Origin of the sequence: Streptomyces sp. 3330 (genome assembly GCF_031456635.1) — a bacterium.
GTDB lineage: Bacteria > Actinomycetota > Actinomycetes > Streptomycetales > Streptomycetaceae > Streptomyces.
Genome location: NZ_JAVDVA010000020.1, coordinates 79173 through 99479 on the forward strand (window position 1 = coordinate 79173; position 20307 = coordinate 99479).

At 73.0% G+C, this 20307-nt stretch carries 12 protein-coding genes and 2 pseudogenes; 12 read left to right on the forward strand and 2 right to left on the reverse strand.

Features of this window, described 5'->3' with window-relative positions; genetic code table 11:
- Positions 1-100 precede the first annotated feature (100 nt).
- Entirely contained in the window at positions 101-3502 is a 3402-nt protein-coding gene (locus J2X68_RS29080) for a BTAD domain-containing putative transcriptional regulator (RefSeq protein WP_310435562.1), read from the forward strand.
- Between the two features lie 87 nt (positions 3503-3589).
- Here the strand turns inward: J2X68_RS29080 and J2X68_RS29085 are convergent, their stop codons facing one another.
- Positions 3590-3907, reverse strand: coding sequence for a hypothetical protein (locus J2X68_RS29085; RefSeq protein ID WP_310435563.1), 318 nt, complete (start codon positions 3905-3907; stop codon positions 3590-3592).
- Between the two features lie 491 nt (positions 3908-4398).
- Here J2X68_RS29085 and J2X68_RS29090 point away from each other — a divergent pair, with 491 nt between their 5' ends.
- The 10 genes and pseudogenes from J2X68_RS29090 (at position 4399) to J2X68_RS29135 (ending at position 17340) form a co-directional block, all read left to right on the forward strand.
- Entirely contained in the window at positions 4399-8370 is a 3972-nt protein-coding gene (locus tag J2X68_RS29090; RefSeq protein WP_310435632.1) for a SpoIIE family protein phosphatase, read from the forward strand.
- A complete protein-coding gene (locus tag J2X68_RS29095; RefSeq protein ID WP_310435564.1) occupies positions 8370-8681 on the forward strand; it encodes an STAS domain-containing protein in 312 nt (103 codons plus the stop codon). Before J2X68_RS29090 ends, J2X68_RS29095 begins: the two co-directional genes overlap by 1 nt.
- An 807-nt stretch (positions 8682-9488) precedes the next feature.
- Complete coding sequence (locus tag J2X68_RS29100; RefSeq protein ID WP_310435565.1) at positions 9489-10340, forward strand: AfsR/SARP family transcriptional regulator; 852 nt, start codon at positions 9489-9491, stop codon at positions 10338-10340.
- 182 nt (positions 10341-10522) lie between these two features.
- Positions 10523-11185, forward strand: coding sequence for a tetratricopeptide repeat protein (locus J2X68_RS29105; protein ID WP_310435566.1), 663 nt, complete (start codon positions 10523-10525; stop codon positions 11183-11185).
- Positions 11186-11483: 298 nt separating this feature from the next.
- Positions 11484-11951, forward strand: a pseudogene (locus tag J2X68_RS29110) (RICIN domain-containing protein); the annotation flags it as partial.
- A 211-nt stretch (positions 11952-12162) separates the two neighbouring features.
- Complete coding sequence (locus J2X68_RS29115) at positions 12163-12951, forward strand: MBL fold metallo-hydrolase (RefSeq protein WP_310435567.1); 789 nt, start codon at positions 12163-12165, stop codon at positions 12949-12951.
- Between the two features lie 227 nt (positions 12952-13178).
- Positions 13179-14459: a DUF3533 domain-containing protein gene (locus J2X68_RS29120; RefSeq protein ID WP_310435568.1), complete on the forward strand. Its 1281-nt coding sequence runs from the start codon at positions 13179-13181 to the stop codon at positions 14457-14459.
- A gap of 219 nt (positions 14460-14678) precedes the next feature.
- Positions 14679-14921 (forward strand): annotated as a pseudogene (locus tag J2X68_RS29125) (DNA alkylation repair protein); the annotation flags it as partial.
- 208 nt (positions 14922-15129) lie between these two features.
- Positions 15130-15495 (forward strand): VOC family protein, encoded by a 366-nt coding sequence (locus tag J2X68_RS29130; RefSeq protein ID WP_310435569.1) that lies wholly within the window; start codon positions 15130-15132, stop codon positions 15493-15495.
- Positions 15496-15705: 210 nt separating this feature from the next.
- Positions 15706-17340 (forward strand): alpha/beta hydrolase, encoded by a 1635-nt coding sequence (locus J2X68_RS29135; RefSeq protein WP_310435570.1) that lies wholly within the window; start codon positions 15706-15708, stop codon positions 17338-17340.
- 421 nt (positions 17341-17761) lie between these two features.
- Here the strand turns inward: J2X68_RS29135 and J2X68_RS29140 are convergent, their stop codons facing one another.
- A complete protein-coding gene (locus J2X68_RS29140) occupies positions 17762-19363 on the reverse strand; it encodes an FAD-binding oxidoreductase (protein ID WP_310435571.1) in 1602 nt (533 codons plus the stop codon).
- Positions 19364-19422: 59 nt separating this feature from the next.
- Here J2X68_RS29140 and J2X68_RS29145 point away from each other — a divergent pair, with 59 nt between their 5' ends.
- Complete coding sequence (locus tag J2X68_RS29145; protein WP_310435572.1) at positions 19423-20136, forward strand: helix-turn-helix domain-containing protein; 714 nt, start codon at positions 19423-19425, stop codon at positions 20134-20136.
- Positions 20137-20307 lie beyond the last annotated feature (171 nt).

Sequence of the window (20307 nt, forward strand, 5' to 3'; positions counted from 1 at the left end):
CCTTCTTGGCGTCTGCTTGGAGCGTCACTTGGGGCGGCTGAGCATCGTGTTTATCGTCTGTTGACGGACCGGAGCGGCCACTCGGGTAGATTCCCGCGCCGTGCTGCACATTCGAGTCCTGGGTCCGCTGGGCGCCGATGTCGGGGGTAGGCCGGTCGAACTGGGTACTCCGCGGCAGCGGGCTGTCCTGGCGCTGCTGACAGCCGCTCGTGGCAGTGTCGTGCCGGTCGAGCGGATGGCGGAGGAGCTGTGGCGGGGAGCGCCGCCGGCCAAGGCCACCGTGTCCCTGCAGGCCTATGTGTCGAACCTGCGCCGTTCGCTCGAGCCGGGGCGCCCCGCGCGCGCCCCGGCGACCGTGCTGGTCACCGCTCCCCCGGGCTACGCGCTGCGGCTGCCCCGGCACGCCGTGGACGCCTGGTGTTTCGAGGAGCGGGTGAACCGCGCGCGTCGCGCCTCGGCCGAGGAGGCCCGGGGGCTGCTGGCCGAGGCGCTCGGGTGGTGGCGGGGGCCGGCCTTCGCGGAGCACGCGGACGAGGAGTGGGCGGCGTCGGAGGTGGCCTTCCTGACGGAGCTGCGTACCGAGGCCCGCGAACTCGCCGTGGCGGCCGATCTGCGGACGGGGCGGGCTGCGGAGGCGGCGCTGGCGGCCGAACTCCTCGTCGGGGAGCAGCCGTTGCGGGAGGAGGGGTGGCGGCTGCTGGTCCTCGCTCACTGGGCCTGCGGTCGGCAGACCGACGCGCTCTCCTCGCTGCGCCGCGCCGCGGGGGCGCTGCGTGAGGAACTCGGCTGCGATCCCGGTCCGATGCTGGCGGAGCTGGAGCAGGCCGTGCTCGCGCAGCGGCTCGACGTGCTGCGCGCGTCCGTCTCCGGTCCGGATGTCGCGCCGCCCGTGACCGTGCCCGCGTCCGGGCAGTCGGTGACCGGGCAGTCGGTGACCGGGCCGGACTCCGACGTCGCGGAGCCGCCACGGGCCGGGCAGAACCTGTTCGTCGGCAGAGACAGCGAGCTGCTCACCGTGGACGCCGCCGCACGGGACGCACGGCGGAGCGGCGGCGTGCTGCTGGTCACCGGCGAGGCGGGTGCGGGCAAGTCCGCTCTGCTCGGCCGGGTCGAGGACCGGCTGCGCTCCGGTGGCTGGCGGGTGGTGGTCGGGCACTGTCCGGAGTACGAGGGCGCGCCGCCCGCCTGGGCGTGGGTGGAGGCGCTCGGCACGCTGGCCCGCGATGTGCCGCCGGCGCGGCCCGAGGAACTGGCGGCGCTGCTGCGCAAGCCGGAGAGCGTGCCCGCGACGAGCCCGGACGAGGCGACCGCGGGGCGGTTCCGGATGCACCGCGCGCTGGCCGCCTGGCTGCGGGCCGCGGCCGCCGAGTCGCCGCTGGCCGTCGTCCTGGAGGATCTGCACCGCGCCGACAGTGAGACGCTCGCCCTGCTCGAAGCGGCGGCCGCGGTCACGGACGTGCCTCTGCTCACCGTCGCCAGCTACCGTCCGGCCGAGGTGGGTGAGCACCTGGTCAAGACGCTCGCCCAGCTCGCCCCGGGCGCGCCGCACCGCATCGCGCTGCGCGGCCTGTCGCCGCGGGACGTCGCCACGATGGTCGACACCGTCTGCGGCGAGTCCGTGGACGCGGCGACGGTGACGGCGCTCGCCGAACGGACCGGCGGCAATCCGTTCTACGTCCTGGAGAGCGCGCGCCTGCTGGCGAGCGAGGGCGCGCTGGTGGCGATCTCGGAGGTTCCCCAGGGCGTCCGCGATGTCCTGCGCAGACGGCTGGCTCTGCTGCCCGCCGCCGCCCGGTCCGCTGTGCGCCTGGCCGCCGCCGTGGGGCTGGAGGCCGATGTGTCCGTGCTGGTCGACGCGGCCGGCACGGCCGAGGACGAGATGCTGGAGGGACTGGACGCCGCCCTGGCCGCGGATCTGCTGACCGCGCCCGGACCCGGTCGCGTCCGGTTCGTGCACGCGCTGGTCCGTGACACCGTGTACACCGACCTGTCCGGCGTGCGGCGTGCGCGCCTGCACGCGCGCATCGCCCGGGTCCTGCGCCGCCATCGCCCCGACGACTTCGCCGCCCTGGCGCACCACTTCACGCACGCGGGCAACCCCGCGGACGCGCCTCTGGCCGTCGGCTACGCGCTGCGAGCGGCCGAGGTCGCCGAGCGGCGCTACGCCCATGACATCGCCGTAGGGCTGATCCAGCAGGCGATCGAGGTGCACGCCGCCGCCTCGGGTGGTCTCGACGCGCAACCCGACCGCTCGGTCGGCCTGTTGGTGCGGCTGCTCGGCGCGCAGGTGCGGGGAGGGTCGACGGACGCGGCCCGGCGCACCCGGCGGCGGGCCGTCGAACTGGCCGAGCAGGCCGACCGGGGCGACCTGGTCGCGGCGGCCTTCGGGGCCTGGATCGAACCCTCGCCGTGGCACAGCAGGCTGGGCGGCTCCTACGATCCCGCGCTGCTGGCCCGTCTGGAGGAGCTGGCGTCGGATCCGGCCCTGGACGACGCCGCCCGCGCGGGTGTGCTCCAGGCGCTCGTGGACGCGGTGGCCGCGGAGGATCCGCCGCGGGCCCTGGAGGCGGCGCGCACGCAGCTGCGGCTCGCCCGCGCGAACGGCGAACCGCGGCTGCTGGCCGCCGCGTTGATGACGTCGGCCAAGCTGCTCCCGCACGAGGCGCCGGGTGACGCACGGCCTCCGCTGGTCGCCGAACTGCGTGAACTCGCCCGTGCGCACGACCTCCCGGCCTACCGCTGGGTGTGCCAGCACCTCGACGCCATGACCGCCGCGACGCTCAACGACCCGGCCGCGGTACGCCGCCACAACGCGCAGGGCCTGGTGCTCGCGCACCGCTACCGGATGGTGTGGGCGCAGGGCATCAACGCCGCGACCTCGGCCATGCTGGCGAGTGTCGCGGGCCGCTTCGAGGAGGCGGAGTCCTGGTACGCCGAGGCCGACGACCTGTTGCAGCGTGTCGGGGCCCACCATGCCCAGGGCCTGCGGACGCTGGGACTGACCACCATCCGGCTCGCCCAGGGCCGTACCGCCGAGATCGAGCCGGTGATGCGCGGTGTGTACGACGCCGTCGGGGCCCCGGTCGGGGTGGCGCTCGCTCTCGTCCTGGCCGGCCTCGGCAGGTTCGACGAGGCGCGCGCCGTCGACTTCCCCGCGGAGCCCGTCACCGACCATCTCTACGGCATGGAGCTCGATTTCCGCGCCCGGCTCGCGGTCCTCCACCGGGACCGGGACACCGCCTCGGCGCTGGTCGGGCATCTGCTGCCGCTGCGGCTCCAGCTGGCCGGGGCGGCCGGCGCGGTCTACGCGACCCGGCCCCTCGGCCACGCCCTCGCCGACCTGTACCGGCTGCTCGGCGAGGAACAGGCCGCGGCCGAGAACTACGCGCTGGCCGAACGCACCGCCCTCGCGTGGGGCTCGCCCCATCTCGCCGAACGTGCCCGCCGAGCGGCGGCGGAGCTGTCCGCGGCGCACGCACGGCGGCGGACCCTCGCGACCTAGGCGGTGTCGGGCGACGCATGTGACGTGGAACCGGGCGTCCCTCGCCACCGGTCGGCACAACCGCCACCGGTCGGCACGACCGCCCCTTCAGTCCGTTCGGATGCGGCGGGCCTGGGCGACGAGTCTTTGGGGCAGCTCGGGCCGTGCGCACGCGTAGTCGATCAGCAGGTTCCGGTAGGTGGTGTTCGCGACCTCCGGCGCCAGGGCGATCAGGGCTCTCAGGTCGTCGGGGCATCCGGAAGCGCGTGTGCGGTAGGCGGCGCCGGCCGCGCGCAGGGAGACCTCGTGAGGTCCGTGCTCAAGGCCCTGTTCGGCGAGGCTCGCGGCCGCGGCGAAGTCGCCCTGCTCGGCCCGCACGTCCGCCAGGTCCAGATGGAGGGACCAGTTGGCGGGGTCCAGGAGCAAGGAGCGCTCGAAGGCCGCGGCAGCCTGGTCCAGGTGGGCCGCTCCGGCTGCGCCCGCGATGCGCCGGACCGTGACCGGATCACTGCGGAGCGTGCCCCGCGGGGCGTTGAGCGAACGGACCCCGACCGGAAACGGCGATGCATCCGGATGAGCGGAGTCGGCGGAATAGATTTGTCGGCGTCCCTGGCGGACAAGCGTGCGGTAGTGGCGAAAAGGACCGGCGGGGAAGTCGGCACGGCTTCGGTGCGGTGACGTGCGGGCTTGCGGGTCGATCCCAGACGAGAAGCGGAAGCGGGTATCCGGTGGCATACGCGGACAGTGGTGTGAACGATCCGAGCAGAGCCCACTGGGCCGAGGCCTTCGCCGCCGATCCCGACATCGGCGGCGATCTCGCGGGCGTCGACTGGGCCTCCACCCCGCTCGGGCCGCCGGCCGACTGGTCGCAGAGCCTGCTGACGGCGGTGCGCATCCTGCTGTCGTCGCGGTTCTCGATGTGGATGGCCTGGGGCCCGGATCTCACGTTCTTCTGCAACGCCGCCTATCGCCGCAACACGCTGGGGCGCAAATACCCATGGGCACTGGGGCGCCCGGCCCGCGAGGTCTGGTCGGAGATCTGGTCCGACGTCAGCCCGCGTATCGACCACGTCCTCGCCTCGGGCGAGTCGACCTGGGACGAGGCGCTGCTGCTGTTCCTGGAACGCTCCGGATACCGTGAGGAGACCTACCACACGTTCTCCTACAGTCCGCTGCGGGACGACGCGGGCGCCGTGGTGGGCATGCTGTGCGTCGTCAGCGAGGAGACCCAGCGCGTCGTGGGCGCGCGCCGGATGGCGACCCTGCGCGACCTGGGCTCCGACCCCAGCGTCCTGCGTACGGAGGCGGAGACGCTCGCCTTCCTCGGCCGTCAGCTGGAACGCAACCTCGCGGACCTGCCGTTCACGCTCACCTATCTCCTGCACGAGGACGGCGCCCGGCTGGCCGGCGCGACGGGATGGCCGGCGGGCCGGCCGGCCGCCGCGGAGCTGCTGTCGCCGAAGGACTCCGGTCCGTGGCCCGTGGCGGCCCTCGCGGACGGCGAGTCCGTGTGCGTGCCGCTGGACGCCGACGTCATCGGGGAACTGCCTACCGGTGCCTGGGCCCAGCCGCCCGAGCAGGCGCTGGTCGTGCCCCTGGTGCAACCGGGCGGCGCGCCCTACGGCTTCCTCGTCGCCGCGCTGAACAGATACCGCGCGCTCGACGAGGAGCACCGGGGATTCGTCGAACTCGTCGCCGGCTATCTCGCCGCGGGGATCGCGTCCGCCCGCAGTTACCGGGCGCAGCAGCAGCGAGCGGAGGAGCTGGCCGAACTCGACCGGGCCAAGACCACGTTCTTCTCCAACATCAGCCATGAGTTCCGCACCCCGCTCGCGCTGATCTCCGGACCGGTCGAGGAGTTGCGCGGGCACCTCGCGGACGCCGACGCCGAGGTCCGGGAGGAACTGGAGGTGATCCACCGCAACGCGCTGCGCCTGGGGAAGCTGGTCAACACCCTCCTCGACTTCTCGCGCATCGAGGCGGGCCGTGTCCAGGCGTGCTACGAACCGGTGGACCTGGCCGCGCTGACCGCCGAACTCGCCAGCGTCTTCCGGTCCGCCGTCGACCGGGCCGGTCTCGAGCTCGTCGTCGACTGCCCCCCGCTGGACCGGCCGGTCCACGTCGACCGGGACATGTGGGAGAAGGTGATGCTGAACCTGCTGAGCAACGCGCTCAAGTTCACCTTCGAGGGTTCCCTCGGCGTCACGGTCCGCGCGGAAGGCGACCGGGCGGTGGTGACGGTCTCCGACACCGGCGTCGGCATCGCCGCGGACGAGATGCCGCACCTGTTCGAGCGCTTCCACCGCATCAGCGGCGTCCGTGCCCGTTCCCACGAGGGCAGCGGCATCGGCCTGGCCCTCGTGCGGGAGCTGGTCCTGCTGCACGGCGGCACCATCACGGCGGACAGTGCCCCGGACCGGGGCACGCGTTTCACCGTCCGGCTGCCGTTCGGGTCCGCGCATCTGCCCGAGGACGCCGTCCACGAGGCGTCCGGGAGCCGGTCCGCTTCGGCCGCCGCCGTCCCCTACGTGCAGGAAGCCCTGCGCTGGCTCCCCGCCGCCGGCGGCACGGCCGTGCGGGACAAGGCCGCGACCGACGCCTCGTCCCCTTCCGCCCCTTCCGCCGGACCGGCCGTGAGCGCGCGCGTCCTGGTCGCCGACGACAACGCCGACATGCGCGAGTACCTGGTCCGCATCCTCACGGGCGCCGGTTACCGGACCCACGCGGTGAACGACGGTCTGGCGGCCCTGGCCGCCGCCCGCGCCGAGGCTCCGGACCTGATAGTCAGCGATGTGATGATGCCGCTGATGGACGGCCTCACCCTGGTCGGCGCCCTGCGATCGGACACCCGGACGGTCTCGGTCCCCGTGCTGCTGCTCTCCGCGCGGGCGGGCCAGGAGGCGTCCATCGAGGGGCTGTCGGCGGGCGCGGACGACTACCTCGTCAAGCCCTTCGCCGCGGCCGAGCTGCTGGCCCGGGTGCGGGCCAACGTGGAACTGGCACGCCTGCGCACCCACCATGTGCGGTGGCGCGCCGCCCTGGTGGACTCGCTCCAGGAAGCCCTGCTCGTCATGGACGACACCGGCACCGTCCTGGAGGTGAACGCGGCGTTCGCCACCATGCTGGGCCACGGCCCCGAGGGGTTGCCCTACCCGCCGGACCACCCCTGGTGGCCGGACGCCACGGCCGACCCCGCGGCCCACCGCACGGTGGCGGACACCTTCGCCCATCTGCTCACCCATGGACGCGGCAACCACACCCTCCCCCTCACTCACCGGGACGGACACCGGCTGTACGTCAGGGCCGCCTTCAACGACGCCCGCGATCCCGACAGCGGCCGCCGGATGATCGTGGGAACGTTCCGCGACATCACGGCCGAACGGCATGCCATCCAGCGCGAGAGCGCACTCGCCTCTCTCAGCACCCGGCTCGCCGAGACCGTCGGCATGCACCAGGCGCTCACCGCGGCGCTGGACCGGCTCCGGGAGCTGTGGGACGCCGAACACGTCCTGTCGGCGGTGTTCACCGCGGACGGCGACCCGCAGCTCACCGCCACCCGCGCGCTGGCCTGGCAGGACCTCCCGGCGGAGCGGCAGCGGGCCCTCGTCGACCTCCGGAACCACCCCCTCCTCACGCCCACGGTCGGCGAGGGCGGGGCCGGGATCCTCCTCGAACACCCCGAGGGGCCCATGGCGCTGTGGATCGAGCTGGAGCCGGCGCGCCGCTTCAGCCGCGAGGACGAACTGCTGCTGGCGCTGCTCGGCGGCCATCTGGCCCAGGCACTCACCCGTGCCCACCAGATCGACCAGCAGCGCGAGACCGCTCTCGCCCTCCAACGCGCCATCCTCGGTCCCTCCCTCCTGCCCGAGGGCTTCGCCGCGCGCTACGAGCCCGCCACCCCGCCGCTGGAGATCGGCGGCGACTGGTACGACGTCATCGCCCTGCCGGGCGACCGGATCGGCATCGTGGTCGGGGACTGCGTAGGACGCGGTCTGCAGGCGGCGACCGTGATGGGCCAGCTGCGCAGTGCCTGCCGGGCTCTGTTCCTCCAGGATCTCGGCCCCGCCGGCACGCTCATGGCCCTCGACCACTTCGCCAAGGGCATCCCCGGGGCCATGTGCACGACCGTCTTCTGCGGCGTGCTCGACCCGCGGACGGGAAGCCTGACCTACTCCAGCGCCGGTCACCCGCCGAGCGTCCTCGCGCTGCCCGACGGCGGCACCCGCCTGCTCGAGAGCGCCAACGCGCTCCCCCTGGGCATCCGCCCCTCCCACGAGCGCCCCGAGCACGTCTGCCGGATCCCGGCCCGCTCTTCGCTCCTGGTCTACACCGACGGCCTGGTCGAGCGTCGACGGCAGTCACTGGACGCGGGGATCGGCCGGGCCGGCGAGGTGCTGCGGGCCGGCCGCGACCTGGCCGCCCGTGAGCTGGCCGACCTGGTCATGTCCGAACTGGCCCCCACCGGGGGCTACGACGACGATGTCGCCCTCCTGCTCTACCGGCATCCGGGCCCGCTGCGGTTCTCGTTCCCGGCGGAGTCCGGCCGGCTCGCCGTCGCGCGTCACACCCTGCGCGAGTGGCTCAGCCGGTGCGACCTGCCGCCGCGCACCGCGCAGGACGTGCTGATCGCCGCCGGTGAGGCCTGCGCCAACGCCGTGGAGCACGGCCACCGCGCCTCCCCGGACGGAACCATCCGGCTGCACGCCGACGCCTCCGCCGACACCGTCCGGGTGATCGTGGCGGACAGCGGAACTTGGAAGCCCGGCGATCCGGCCGCCACGCCCCACCGCGGCCGGGGGATCGGCATCATGAAGGCTCTGTCGAGCCATGTGACCATCAGCCCCGGCCCGTCGGGCACCACCGTCGAGATGCACACGAGGATCCTGTGATGCCCACCCAGCTGACTGTCACGCACGGCACGGACTCCGACGGCGGTGTCCTGCTGACCGCCGCGGGCGAGATCGACATGAGCAACAGCGGCACCCTCGCCGCCGCGATCGACGGCGTACCGGGGCCGGTCGTCGTCGATCTGACGGAGGTGGAGTACCTCGACAGCGCGGGGCTCAACGTCCTGTTCGCCCACGCGGACCGCATCGAACTCATCGCCGGTCCACTGCTCGAACGGGTCCTGACGGTGTCGGGCCTCACCCGACTCGTCACGGTCCGGCCCGCGCGCCCCGACGGCCCCGTCACCTCGTGAGGATGACGACACGGGACGGCCGTCGCGAGCGGCGCCGGGCCGCCGCCTCGGCCGTCGCGCAGGGATCCGGGAAATCCATGAACAACGCGTAGCGGGATACTTCCGCGCTTGCGGTGGATCCCCGCGAACCGCGCGAAAATCGGAAACGGAATCATTTCCGGCGGAGAACGACCGGGCCGGCGGACTCATGGGGCCTTCCGCGCCGGAAATACGCGGCGATTTCCCGGCGTGCCGATGCACGCCCCGTACGGAGGCCAGGGTTCCGCCCGCTCACCCAGGGCTGCGTCGACCCTTTCCCCAGGAGAGTTCGAGCCTGCCCGCGGGTCGGCGGACGGGCGGGCGTCGCCCGGACCCGCGGCGACCGGACACGGCGGCAGCCGCCCCCCAAGGGCGGGCAGTTTTGCGCCTCGGAGGAAGGCGGGCGGCAAGCCGGCCCGCTCGCGGCCGGGCCCCGGCAGCGCTGTGACGAGGAGGATCCGCGGCGCGCCGGACGGCCCGACTCCGCCCTTCCGCATCCCTGGCCGAAAACGGCGACAGCACCGGCCCGCCGTCCGGCCCCCGCCCGCACAGACCACCAGCTCGGACGTGCCGCGTCCGGCCTCGGGCGGATCCACTGCGCGGCCCGCTCTGGAATACCGCTGGAGAACCGCTCGGCGCCGCCTCGCACCCCTCTCCACAAAACCTGCAGACCTCCTCGCGGCCGCCCCGCGGAGGCTCCACGACAACTCCCCACCGAAGAGACTGTCCGATGCCACATCATCGCTGCGAACCGACCGTCACGCACCGCGCAAACGGTACGGAGGAACAATGGACATAAAAGTTCTGGGTGCACTCGAAGCCGAAATCGACGGGAAAAGCGTCGTCCCCACCGCGGGCAAGCCCCGCCAGATCCTCGCCCTCCTCGCCCTCAGGCCCGGCAAGGTCGTCCCCGTCCCCACCCTCATGGAGGAGATCTGGGACACCGACCTCCCCGACAGCTCCCTCACCACCCTCCAGACCTACATCCTCCAACTGCGCCGCATGCTCGCCCACGCCCTGCCCGGCGCCGACGGCCCGGCGACCGCCGGGGCGGGCAACTCCGCCCCCACCGCCAAGGACGTCCTCGCCACCCGCTACGGCGGCTACCTCCTCCAGATCCCTGCCGACGCCGTCGACGCCCACCGCTTCGAACAGCTCAGCGCCCAGGGCCACCAAGCCTTCGACAACGGCCGGGACGCCGACGCCGCCCGCATCCTCGACCAGGCCCTCGGTCTCTGGCAGGAACAGGCACTCGTCGACGTCCCCCACGGGCCCGTCCTGCGCATCGAGACCATGCGGCTGCACCAGAGCCGCCTCGTCACCCAGGAACGCCGTATCGACGCCGAACTCCGGCTCGGCCGCCACAGCGAACTCACCGCCGAGCTCACCCACCTCACCGCCCGCCACCCCCAGCACGAAGGTCTCCACTCCCAGGCCATGCTCGCCCTCTACCGCTGCGGCAGACAGGCGGCAGCCCTGGACATCTACCGCCGCCTGCGCCAGCGCCTCATCGAGGAACTCGGCGTCGAGCCCTCACCCCAGCTCCAGCGCATGCACCAGGCCATCCTCACCGTCGACCCCCGCCTCGACATCATCGCCGATCCCCACCACACCCCCACCTACGACCTCTACACCACCTGACACCAGGCCTGCGGGGCCCCACCGGGGCCCACGCGTCCGCGCCCCGGTCAGAGCACGGACCGCGGTTGCGGGTGCCGGACCGTCATCTCTGGGAGCCGGGCGGCCGAAGGGGGTCCGGGGCCGGGATCGCCCGGCGACACGCAGAGCGTCGAGATCTCCCGCGCGGTCGCTAGGATCACAAGATGACAGCCGACGAGCGACTCGAGCAAGCCGAACTCCTCTACGAGCGTGCCGTGTTCGGCGGCGACAGCAGTGCGCCGGCGTCGGCGGACCGGAGCCTCGACGAGGTCGAGGCGCACCTCGCGCTGGCCCGCGGCCGGGTGATCCACGCCCGCTTCCTGGAGGAGCGGGCCGAGGACGCGCGGGAGCTGGAGCTCTTCGAGCGTGCGGCGGAGCTGTACGGGCGGCTCGGTGACGTACGGGGCGAGGGCGAGGCGGTCTTCTGGGTCGGCGCCTTCCACCAGGTGGTCCGCGACGACATCGACACCGCCGTGCCCGCCTTCGCACGCGCCCTGGACCTCGCCACCCGGGCCGGCGACCGGCTGACCATGTCCTACGCGCTGCGGCACCTCGGCTTCACCGAGCACATGGCCGGGCGCCTGGACGAGGCTCGTGCGCACCTGGAGGAGTCCACCCGGCTGCGCCGGGAGCTGGGGTTCCTGCCGGGGGTGGCGGCGAACCTCGTCGGGCTCGCCTATCTGGCCGCCCAGCAGGAGCGTCGCGACGACGCGGCGGCCCTGCTCGACGAAGCGACGGACCTGGCCGGGAGCACCCGATCCCACGGCGTGCTGCGCTGGGTGGCGGGAGCCCGTGAGGAACTCGGCCTGCCGGGGCGCGCAGCCTGACGGCCCGTTCCCGAAGCGGCCGGACCTGAGCCGTGGCGACGGTGATCCGGTCACATCGCGGCACGGGGTGTTGACCGACTCCTCCGGGCGTCTATCATCCCTGCTTGCCGAAGACTCGACCAACGTTCGACAGGCGGCCGTCCCGCCCGCCCGGGCCGACACCGGGGTCTCCGCGTACTCCTTCGACTTCGGCCAGGTGCGGCTGACCGCGAGCCGGTGGCTGGACAACCAGAACCGTACGGCCGCCTACCTGCGGTTCGTGGACGTGGACCGGCTGCTGTACACCTTCCGCGCCAACCACGACGCGCACGGCTTCACCTACACGGTCTACTGGAACACCGGCGGCGTCGCCCGGGTACACCTCGCCAACGCGGCCGGCAACCTGGTGCTGGGCATCCAGGACATGTCCACCGCCGACGGCGGTCTCGCCCTGCAGTGGACCGACAGCGGGACCGCCGACCACGACTGGGAGATGGTCGAGGACGGCACGGCGGTCCGCTTCCGGAACGTCCACAGCGGCAAGGTCCTGGGCGTGCTCAACATGTCCACCGCGGACGACGCGAGCGTGCTCCAGTGGTCGGACAACGGCACCGCGGACCACCGGTGGACGCTGCTCGACCAGGGCGACGGCACCTACAAGATCCGCAATGCGCACAGCGGCAAGCTGCTCGGTGTCGCGGGCGACTCCACCGCCGTCGGAGCCTTCGCCGTCCAGGCCCCCGACGACGGCACCGCCGACAACCGGTGGCGCATCGTGAGCGCCTGACAGGGGCCACCGGTCCGGCTGTCCGGCGGCGTCGGCCCGGACAGCCACGGCCGGTGTCCGCCCCGGGGCCACGCCATTTCATGACGGGTCGTCACCGGCGGATCGGCGGATGGGCGGATCGATACTGATGTCGTAAGTTCGCCCGGAGCCGGGGTTACCATACGCCGCAAGCGCGACGACTCCCCTTCTCCGCCCTCCGAGGACGCCCTGCATGAAGGTCCACCACCTCAACTGCGGCACCATGCGACCCCCCGGCAGCCCCCGGCTCGTCTGCCACGTCCTGCTGATCGAGACCGCGAACGGCCTGGTGCTCGTGGACTCCGGCTTCGGTCTCGACGACATCGCCGACCCCGGACGGCGTGTCGGACCGACGCGGCACGTCGTGCGGCCGCTGTTCGCACCCGGCGAGACGGCCGTCCGGCAGGTCGAAGGGCTCGGGTTCCGCCGGGACGACGTCCGCCATGTCGTGCTCACCCACTTCGACGTCGACCACGTCGGCGGCCTCTCCGACTTCCCCGGCGCCGACGTCCACCTGACGGCGGACGAGGCGCGCGGAGCGGTGCACGCCCCGTCCCGGCGCGAGCGGATCCGCTTCCGGCGGTCGCAGTGGGCACACGGCCCGAAACTCGTCGAACACCGTCCCGACGGCGACCGGTGGCGCGGGTTCGCCGCGGCCCGGGAACTCGACATGATCGCTCCCGGCATCGTCCTGATCGCCCTTCCGGGCCACACCCGCGGCCACGCCGCCGTCGCGGTCGACACCGGCCCGCGCCGGCTCCTGCACGCCGGTGACGCCTTCTACCACCGCGGCACCCTGGACGGCCGTTCCGCGATACCGGCGTCCCTGCGCCGGGCGGAGGCCGTCGTCGCCCACGACGGCAAGCAGGTGCGCGACAACCACGCCCGGCTGGCCGAGCTGTACCGGCGCGCCGACCCCGGCCTCATCATCGTCAACTCCCACGACCCCGACCTGTACGAGAAGGCACGGGCGAGCGCGTAGCGGGGCGTCCGCCGAGCGGCCGACGCCGCCGGACGGCCGGGGAGGCGTGCGTGGTGACCCCATCCGGCTGGTGCCCCGCGCCCGGACAGACTGTCTGCACTCCCCCGGGCCACCGGACGGCGAGACTTGGGACGACTCGCCGCATCTCCCCGACCCCGGCCGGCAGCCCGCGGCGGCCGGCCCCGAGCGGACGCCCGCCCGCCAGGTCCCCGACACGACGGAGAACCATGACCGCCGACGGCACGCCCCCCGACACCGTCCCGCTCGCCCACGCCACCACGCTCCTGCGCCGCCCCAAGCTGTGGCTGGTGCCCACGGTCCTCACCGGCCTGCTCGCCCTGTTGCTGTCGCTGCTGTACATGGGCGGCATCGTCAACCCCCAACGCGACCTGCACGACCTGCCGATCGCCCTCGTCAACAGCGACACCGGCAAGCCGCCGAGCGGACAGAAGCAGAACCTGGGCACCCAGGTGGCCGCGGCCATCACCTCGGACACGTCGAGCGACTCGGCCGACTGGCGGCAGCTCACCCGGGCCCAGGCCCAGGACGAGCTGAACGCGGGCAAGGTCTACGGCGCTCTGGTCATCCCCGCGGACTTCACCGACTCCGTCACCGCACTCACCGGCGCCGAGGCGACCGCGCGCCCCACGATGACCGTGCTGACCAACCCGGCCAAGGGCAGCCTCGGTTCCTCCCTGGCCAGCAAGATCACCACCACGGCGGCCCAGCAGGCCTCCCGGACCATCGGCGAACAGCTGACGGCCGCCGCCCCGGGAGCGAACCCCACGACCGGGCTGCTGCTCGCAGACCCGGTGAAGGTCGTGACCCAGGTCGGCCACCCCCTGGGCGACAACAGCGGCCTCGGCCTGAGCGCCTTCTACTACACCCTGCTGCTCGTACTGGCCGGATTCATGGGCGGCAACGTCATCAGCAACGGTGTGGACACCGCGCTCGGCTACGCGGACAACGAGATCGGCCCCTGGCACACCCGGCTGCCCACGGTGCCGATCAGCCGCACGCAGACGCTGCTGCTGAAAATGCTCATGACGGCCGGCATCACGGTCCTCAGTGTCTCCCTGGTGCTGCTCGCCTGCGTCAGCGTCCTCGGCATGGACGCCACCCACATCCCCCTGCTGTGGATCTACTCGTACTGCGCGGCCCTGGCGGTCGGCCTCGGCGTCCAGGCCATCAACGCGGCCTTCGGCGGGATCGGCCAGCTGGTGTCCATGTTCGTGTTCATCGTGCTCGGTCTGCCCTCGTCCGGCGCCACCGTGCCGCTCCAGGCCGTCCCCGAGTTCTACCGCTTCCTGTCCCACTTCGAGCCCATGCGCCAGCTCAGCGACGGCGTCCGCGCCATCCTCTACTTCGACGCGCGCGGCGACGCCGGACTCACCCGCGCCTGGACCATGATCGCGATCGGCGCGGCCCTCGGTCTCCTCTTCGGCTTCGGCATGACCACGTACTACGACCGCAAGGGCCACAAACGCCTCACCCCGCAACCCGCTTGAGCGAGGAGCCCAGGGGGCCGGGCCGGGACTCACCGCGCGCGGCCGCCGCTGCACGCCGAGCGTCGGCCACGGACTACCGACGTGCAGCGGCGCGGCGGCGGACCGAGTCGAAGCGACAGCGTGTCCAGACCCTCCGCCTCGGCCGGCACCAGAGCCTGACGGACGATCTCCTCCCTGGTGAGCGGCCCGCGGCGGGTCATCCTCTGCGCCATCGCCCATCCCTTCGGCCTCGACCTCGCGGCACTGCTCGACGTCGGGGAGGCGGAGATGAAGGACGCCCCGGACCGCCTCCAGTGGGCGATGAACCACTGCCTGGCCCAGATCGGGATCGAACACGCCGGACTCCGCGACCGCGCCATGGGCATCGGTGAGCGCCTGGAGGTGCTCAAGGACTACCCGACTCCCCCGGGCTGCACCTCTCCGTTCGCACCCGTCTGGATCGACGAGACGGTGCGCCGACGGCAGCCGGAACAGGGAGCCTCGATGGTCAGTGGCGTGCGGCAGGGTCGCCGGGAGGGGGAGGCACCTCGGCCGGGGCGCGTCCGGAGGGAGCCCGGCCGCCATCCCTCGGTCGCCAGGAGCGCGTGCGATGTCAGGGTGGCCGTAGTACCCCTGAACAGTCCATGATCCGTGTCCGTGTCCGTCCGTGTCCGTTCGAGTGGAGTCGTCGATGGTTGTTCGCCGTGTCATGCCCGTCATCCGGTCGGAGGCCGAGCAGGAGAACCGGGAGTTCTACGGCCTCCTGGGCTTCGAGGAAGTCATGAATCTGGGCTGGATCATGACGCTCGCCTCACCGTCTCACCCGACGGCGCAGGTCAGCATCATGAGCAGCGACAGGACCGCCCCGGTCACCCCCGACATGAGCGTCGAGGTGGACGACGTCGACGCGGTCCACGCACTCATGCGGGACAGCGGCGCGGAGATCGTCCACCCTCTGCGGGACGAGGAGTGGGGAGTACGGCGGTTCTTCGTGCGCGACCCCAACGGCCGCGTGGTCAACGTGCTGTCCCACCGCCGAGGCGGAGAGCCTGACTGACCGGCCCGTCGGAGAACCCCGTCCGGAGCGCTCGCCCCGGGGCCGGTCGTCACCCGCCGGAAGGAGAAACTCCGCCCCTGCGGTGGACAATTTCCACGGAATTTCGGACGCGGTGGCACCTCTGGCGCCGTTTCCCCCTCTGTTCAGCTAGCCGGACTCACCCCGACCCGTGAGCACTCGGCCACTCAGCAGCCCAGGGGGAAGGACACCATGACAACTCCACATCGCATACCGAGACGCTTCGGGCGATTCACCGTCCTCGGAGCCGCGTTGGCGGCGCTCGTGGTCGCCGGGACGGGGACGGCGACCCGGGCGACGGCCGAACCGAAGACACCGGGGAAGCCGCCCGTGCCGTCACTCGCCTGGACCGACTGCCAGGGCGGCTTCGAATGCGCGAACGCCGACGTGCCGCTCGACTACCGCGAGCCGCAGGGCAGGACCATCACCCTCGCGGTGATCCGCAAGAAGGCCGCGGACGACACGAAGCGCAAGGGCACGCTCTTCATGCAGCCGGGCGGGCCCGGCAACTCCGGCGTGGACTTCGTGCGCAACAACTACGCGGACCTGCCGGCCGCGCTCCGCGACTCGTTCGACGTCTTCGGCTACGACGTGCGGGGTGTCGGGCGCAGTTCGGCGCTGACGTGCTTCGACGACGCCCGGTACACCCGGGCGGTCACCGAGGCCAAGGGGGTGCCCGGCCCGGACGCCTACGAGCCGGCGCTGCAGCAGGCCGCCGAGTTCGACCAGGCGTGTCAGGACAACGCGGGCGAACTGCTTCCGTACATCGGCACCGAGTACGTCGCGCGAGACATCGACCTGCTGCGTCAGGCGCTCGGCGAGCAGCAACTCACCTACTACGGCCGGTCGTTCGGCTCGTACATCGGGACCGTGTACGCGGCCATGTTCCCCAAGCGGGTGCGGGCGCTCACGCTGGACGGCGCCTACGACCCGGACCATTACGCGAACCGCCCGTACGCCTACGACCGGCCGCAGTATCTGGCGCTGGACGGCGCGATGGGCCGATTCCTCGACTGGTGCGCCGCCGATCAGGCGACCTGCGGGTTCGGCGACGGCGACCCGCGCGGGGCGTTCGAGAAGCTGAAGGCTGATCTGGACGCCGCTCCGGTGCCGACCGCGAACGGCGGCCAGGCCAACGGCTACACGCTGGTCTACCGGCTGATGTTCAACATCAACGAGGGCAAGGTCATCTGGCCCTCGTTCGGCGCGGCGCTGCGCAAGGCCCAACTGCGGGACAACACCTCCTTCCTGCTGCGGCCGCCCTCCCCGGCGAGCTTCGACTTCCTCGGCCCGAACGTGGCCGTGGAGTGCGTCGACCGGGACTACCCGCGCGATCTGCGGCGGCTGAAGCGCAACGTGACGGCGAACGCGAAGGACGCGCCGCTGCTCGGCCCCGCGATGGCCTACGGTCCGCCGACCTACGACCACCAGCACGCCACCGCCTGCGTCCAGTGGCCCGGCGAGCGGGTCAGCCGCTACGACGGCTCCTACCGGGCCAAGGGCTCGGCGCCGATCCTGGTCCTCGGCACCACCGGTGACCCGGACACCCCGTACCAGGACGCGGTGGCGCTGTCGCGACAGCTCGACAACGCAGCGCTGCTGACGTTCGAGGCGGAGGGGCACACCGCGTTCGGGCGGAGCGCCTGCGCGACGGACGCGGTGGTCGGCTACCTGGTCGACCTGAAGGTCCCGGCCAAGGGCAAGACCTGTGCGGACGAGATCCAGCCGCCGTCCTCGGCACCGAAGGTGGCCCCGCCCGGCACCACGCTCAGCGAACTCCGCAACGGCGTGGACGAGCGCGTCGAACGCATCGGCGCCGTGCGCTGACGGTCCGGTGACCGAGACCGTGGCGTCGGCCCTTCACGGCCGGCGCCACGGCACCGCACGAGCCCGGGCGGAGCGCCGTGCGCCGCTGGGCGGTGTACCGTGCTCCGCCCGGGTCGCAGAGGTGTGCAGAGGTCTGAGTCGGCAACGGAACAGAGGCGTCCTGGGCCACTGGACGACACCGGTCGGATCGGAACCGGTGACGGGATTCGAACCCGCGTCTCCCGCTTGACAGGCGAAGTATCCGGTGCCTGCGCACCTGCACGGACCCGACCTTACCGACCCGCCGCGGCCGGGGCATCGGGGTTTTCGGTCCCTCTCCGTACAGCGCCCCCGGACGACGGCCACCGTCCGCCGGCACGAGGTGGCGGCCCGGGAGGCGAGAGGAACGGCGGCGCATCGGTCCGCCGTTCGCCAGACGCGGTCAATCGCCCACGAGCACACCGGGGTTGAGGACGCCCCGCGGGTCGAGTGCCTGCTTCACCGCGCGCAGGGCCAGACCGAAGGGCTCCGGACGCTGGAGGTCGTAGTGGGCGCGGTGGTCGCGGCCGACCGCGTGGTGGTGGGTGATGGTGGCGCGGTGGCGATGCAGGACGTCGCTCGCGACGGCCTTGAGGTCGTCCCAGACCGCCACCTCGTCGCCGGGGCGTCCACCGGCGATCACGGTGAAGTAGGGCGCGGCGCCGTCGGGATAGACGTGCGTGAGACGGCAGTTGACCATCGCGGGGTGTCCGGTGGCCTCGAGCGCGGCCGCGCCGACCTCCTGCCGGACCGCGTCGATCAGCGCGGGCAGGCGGTCCCAGGTGGTGGCTGTCTCGAAGGTCTCGGTGACGGCTCCCATCCGGGCGAGGCCGTCCCGCAGGTAGGGCATCCGCAGGAAGGCCGAGCGCCACGCGCCGACGGCCGTGTCCCCGGGGGCGCCCGAGGACGCGGGGCCGACGGCGTGTCCGCCGTGGGAGCGGGCCAGGTCCAGTGCCTGGCCGAGACGGTCCGCCACGGGCGCCGTCGCGGATTCGAACCCGATGACGAGCACGGCGCGGCCGTCCCGCGCCGCACCGGACAGCGCGGCCTCGCCGGAGTCGAGCAGACGGCAGTTGGCGGGCGCGAGGTCGGACCGGGCGAGTGCGCGCACCGCGGGCAGCGCGGCGTGCAGATCGGTGAAGGAGACGGAGGCCGAGGCCTTGTGCCGGGGGCGTTCCTGCAAGCGCATCCACGCCTCGGTGATGACGCCGAGGGAGCCTTCGGAGCCGAGGAAGAGGCGGTCGGGCGAGGGGCCGGCTCCGGAGGCGGGCAGTCGCCAGGAGGCACTGGTGCCGGCGGGGGTGACCACGCTCAGGGACTGGGCGAAGTCGTCGATGTGGGTGCGCCCGGTGGCGTAGTGGCCGCCCGCGCGGGTGGCCAGCCACCCGCCCAGGGTGGAGAACTCGAAGCTCTGCGGGAAGTGACGCATTGTCAGCCCCTGCGGGCGGAGCCGGGCTTCGAGCGCGGGGCCGAGGATCCCGGCCTGGATGCGAGCGGCGCGGCTGACGGTGTCGACCTCCAGGACGCGGTCCATGGCCGTCAGATCCAGGGACAGCACGGCACGGTGGGCCCTGCCCCGGTATTCGACCCCGCCGACGACCGACGAGCCGCCGCCGTAGGGGATGACGGCGACCTCGCGCTCGGCGGCCCACTCCAGCAGTTCGGCCACGTCCCGGTCGCAGGCCGGGTGGGCGACCAGGTCGGGGATCCGGCCCGGCCGGCCGCGCAGGGCGCGCGCGACGTCGCGGTAGGCCTTGCCCATGGCGTGGGCGGCACGGGCCGGGGGATCGTGCGTCACGAGCGGCGCGAGGCTGCGCGGCGGCTCGACGGCGGGTGCGCCGATGGGCAGATCGGCCACCCGGGGCAGGGGCAGCGGCCGCGCCAGGGTGCCGGGGACCAGAGCTCCCAGCGCGCGGCATGCGGCGTCGTCCGGGTGGGCGTCGGCCCACCCCCATCCCCACCAGGATCGGTCGCGGACGGGGCGCGGTGCGGTGGTGCCGGGCATGGGCAGGCTCCCTCATCGAACTTACCGTGCGGTAAATTACCCTATGGTAAATTCGGTCCGTGACAACCCCCGCTGCACGAGCAGGCACCAAAGGCGTCCCGCGGGCCCGACGCGAGCAGCAGATCCTCGCCGCCGCGACCCAGGAGTTCGGCCGCAACGGCTACGAGGGCACCTCGCTCGCCGCCGTCGCGGCTCGCGTCGGTGTCACCAAGACGCTGCTGCACCAGTACTTCGGCGCCAAGCACGACCTGTACCTCGCCTGCCTCGTCCCGGCGGCCGACCGGATCCTGTCGGCCATCCGGACCGCCATGGACGACACCCCGCGGCACGGCACGACGGAGGACACGGCAGAGGGCACGGCCGGGAAGAGCTCCGCCGGCAAACGCGCCGGGGCGGCCCCGGCCCCCGCGACCGCCGTCGCGCGGTCCACCCCGCTCCGGGTCATGCACGGCGTCTTCACCGCTCTCGAAGGACGGCGGGAGGCGTGGTTCGTCCTCTATGACACCTCGGTCCCGGCGGACAGCGAGGCGGCCCGCCGCGCACGGGCCTACCGTGGCGCCATCGACGAGTGCGCGGCCGCGGGCACCGCCGACGTGCTCCTGGCAGCCGAGTCCTTCGACGCCCTGGACGCCGACGCGCTCAGCCATGCCTGGCGAGGTCTGGCCACCGCCCTGATCCGCTGGTGGATCCACCATCCCGACGAGTCGGCGGACGCCATGACCGAGCGCTGCGCCCGCCTGTTCACCGCCGCCCGCGGCGTGCTCGGCCCGTAACCGCGGACGCCGCGGGGCAGGACCGCGGCGACGGCGGCACGCCGCGCCGGTGCACCCTGGGCGATCCGGGGCAGTAGGTCCGGTATGCGCCGGAGGATCGACGCGGCCCAGAATGCACTGAGGACACCGCGGGACGAACAGGGTGCCGGACGACGGCGCAGGGGTACCGGG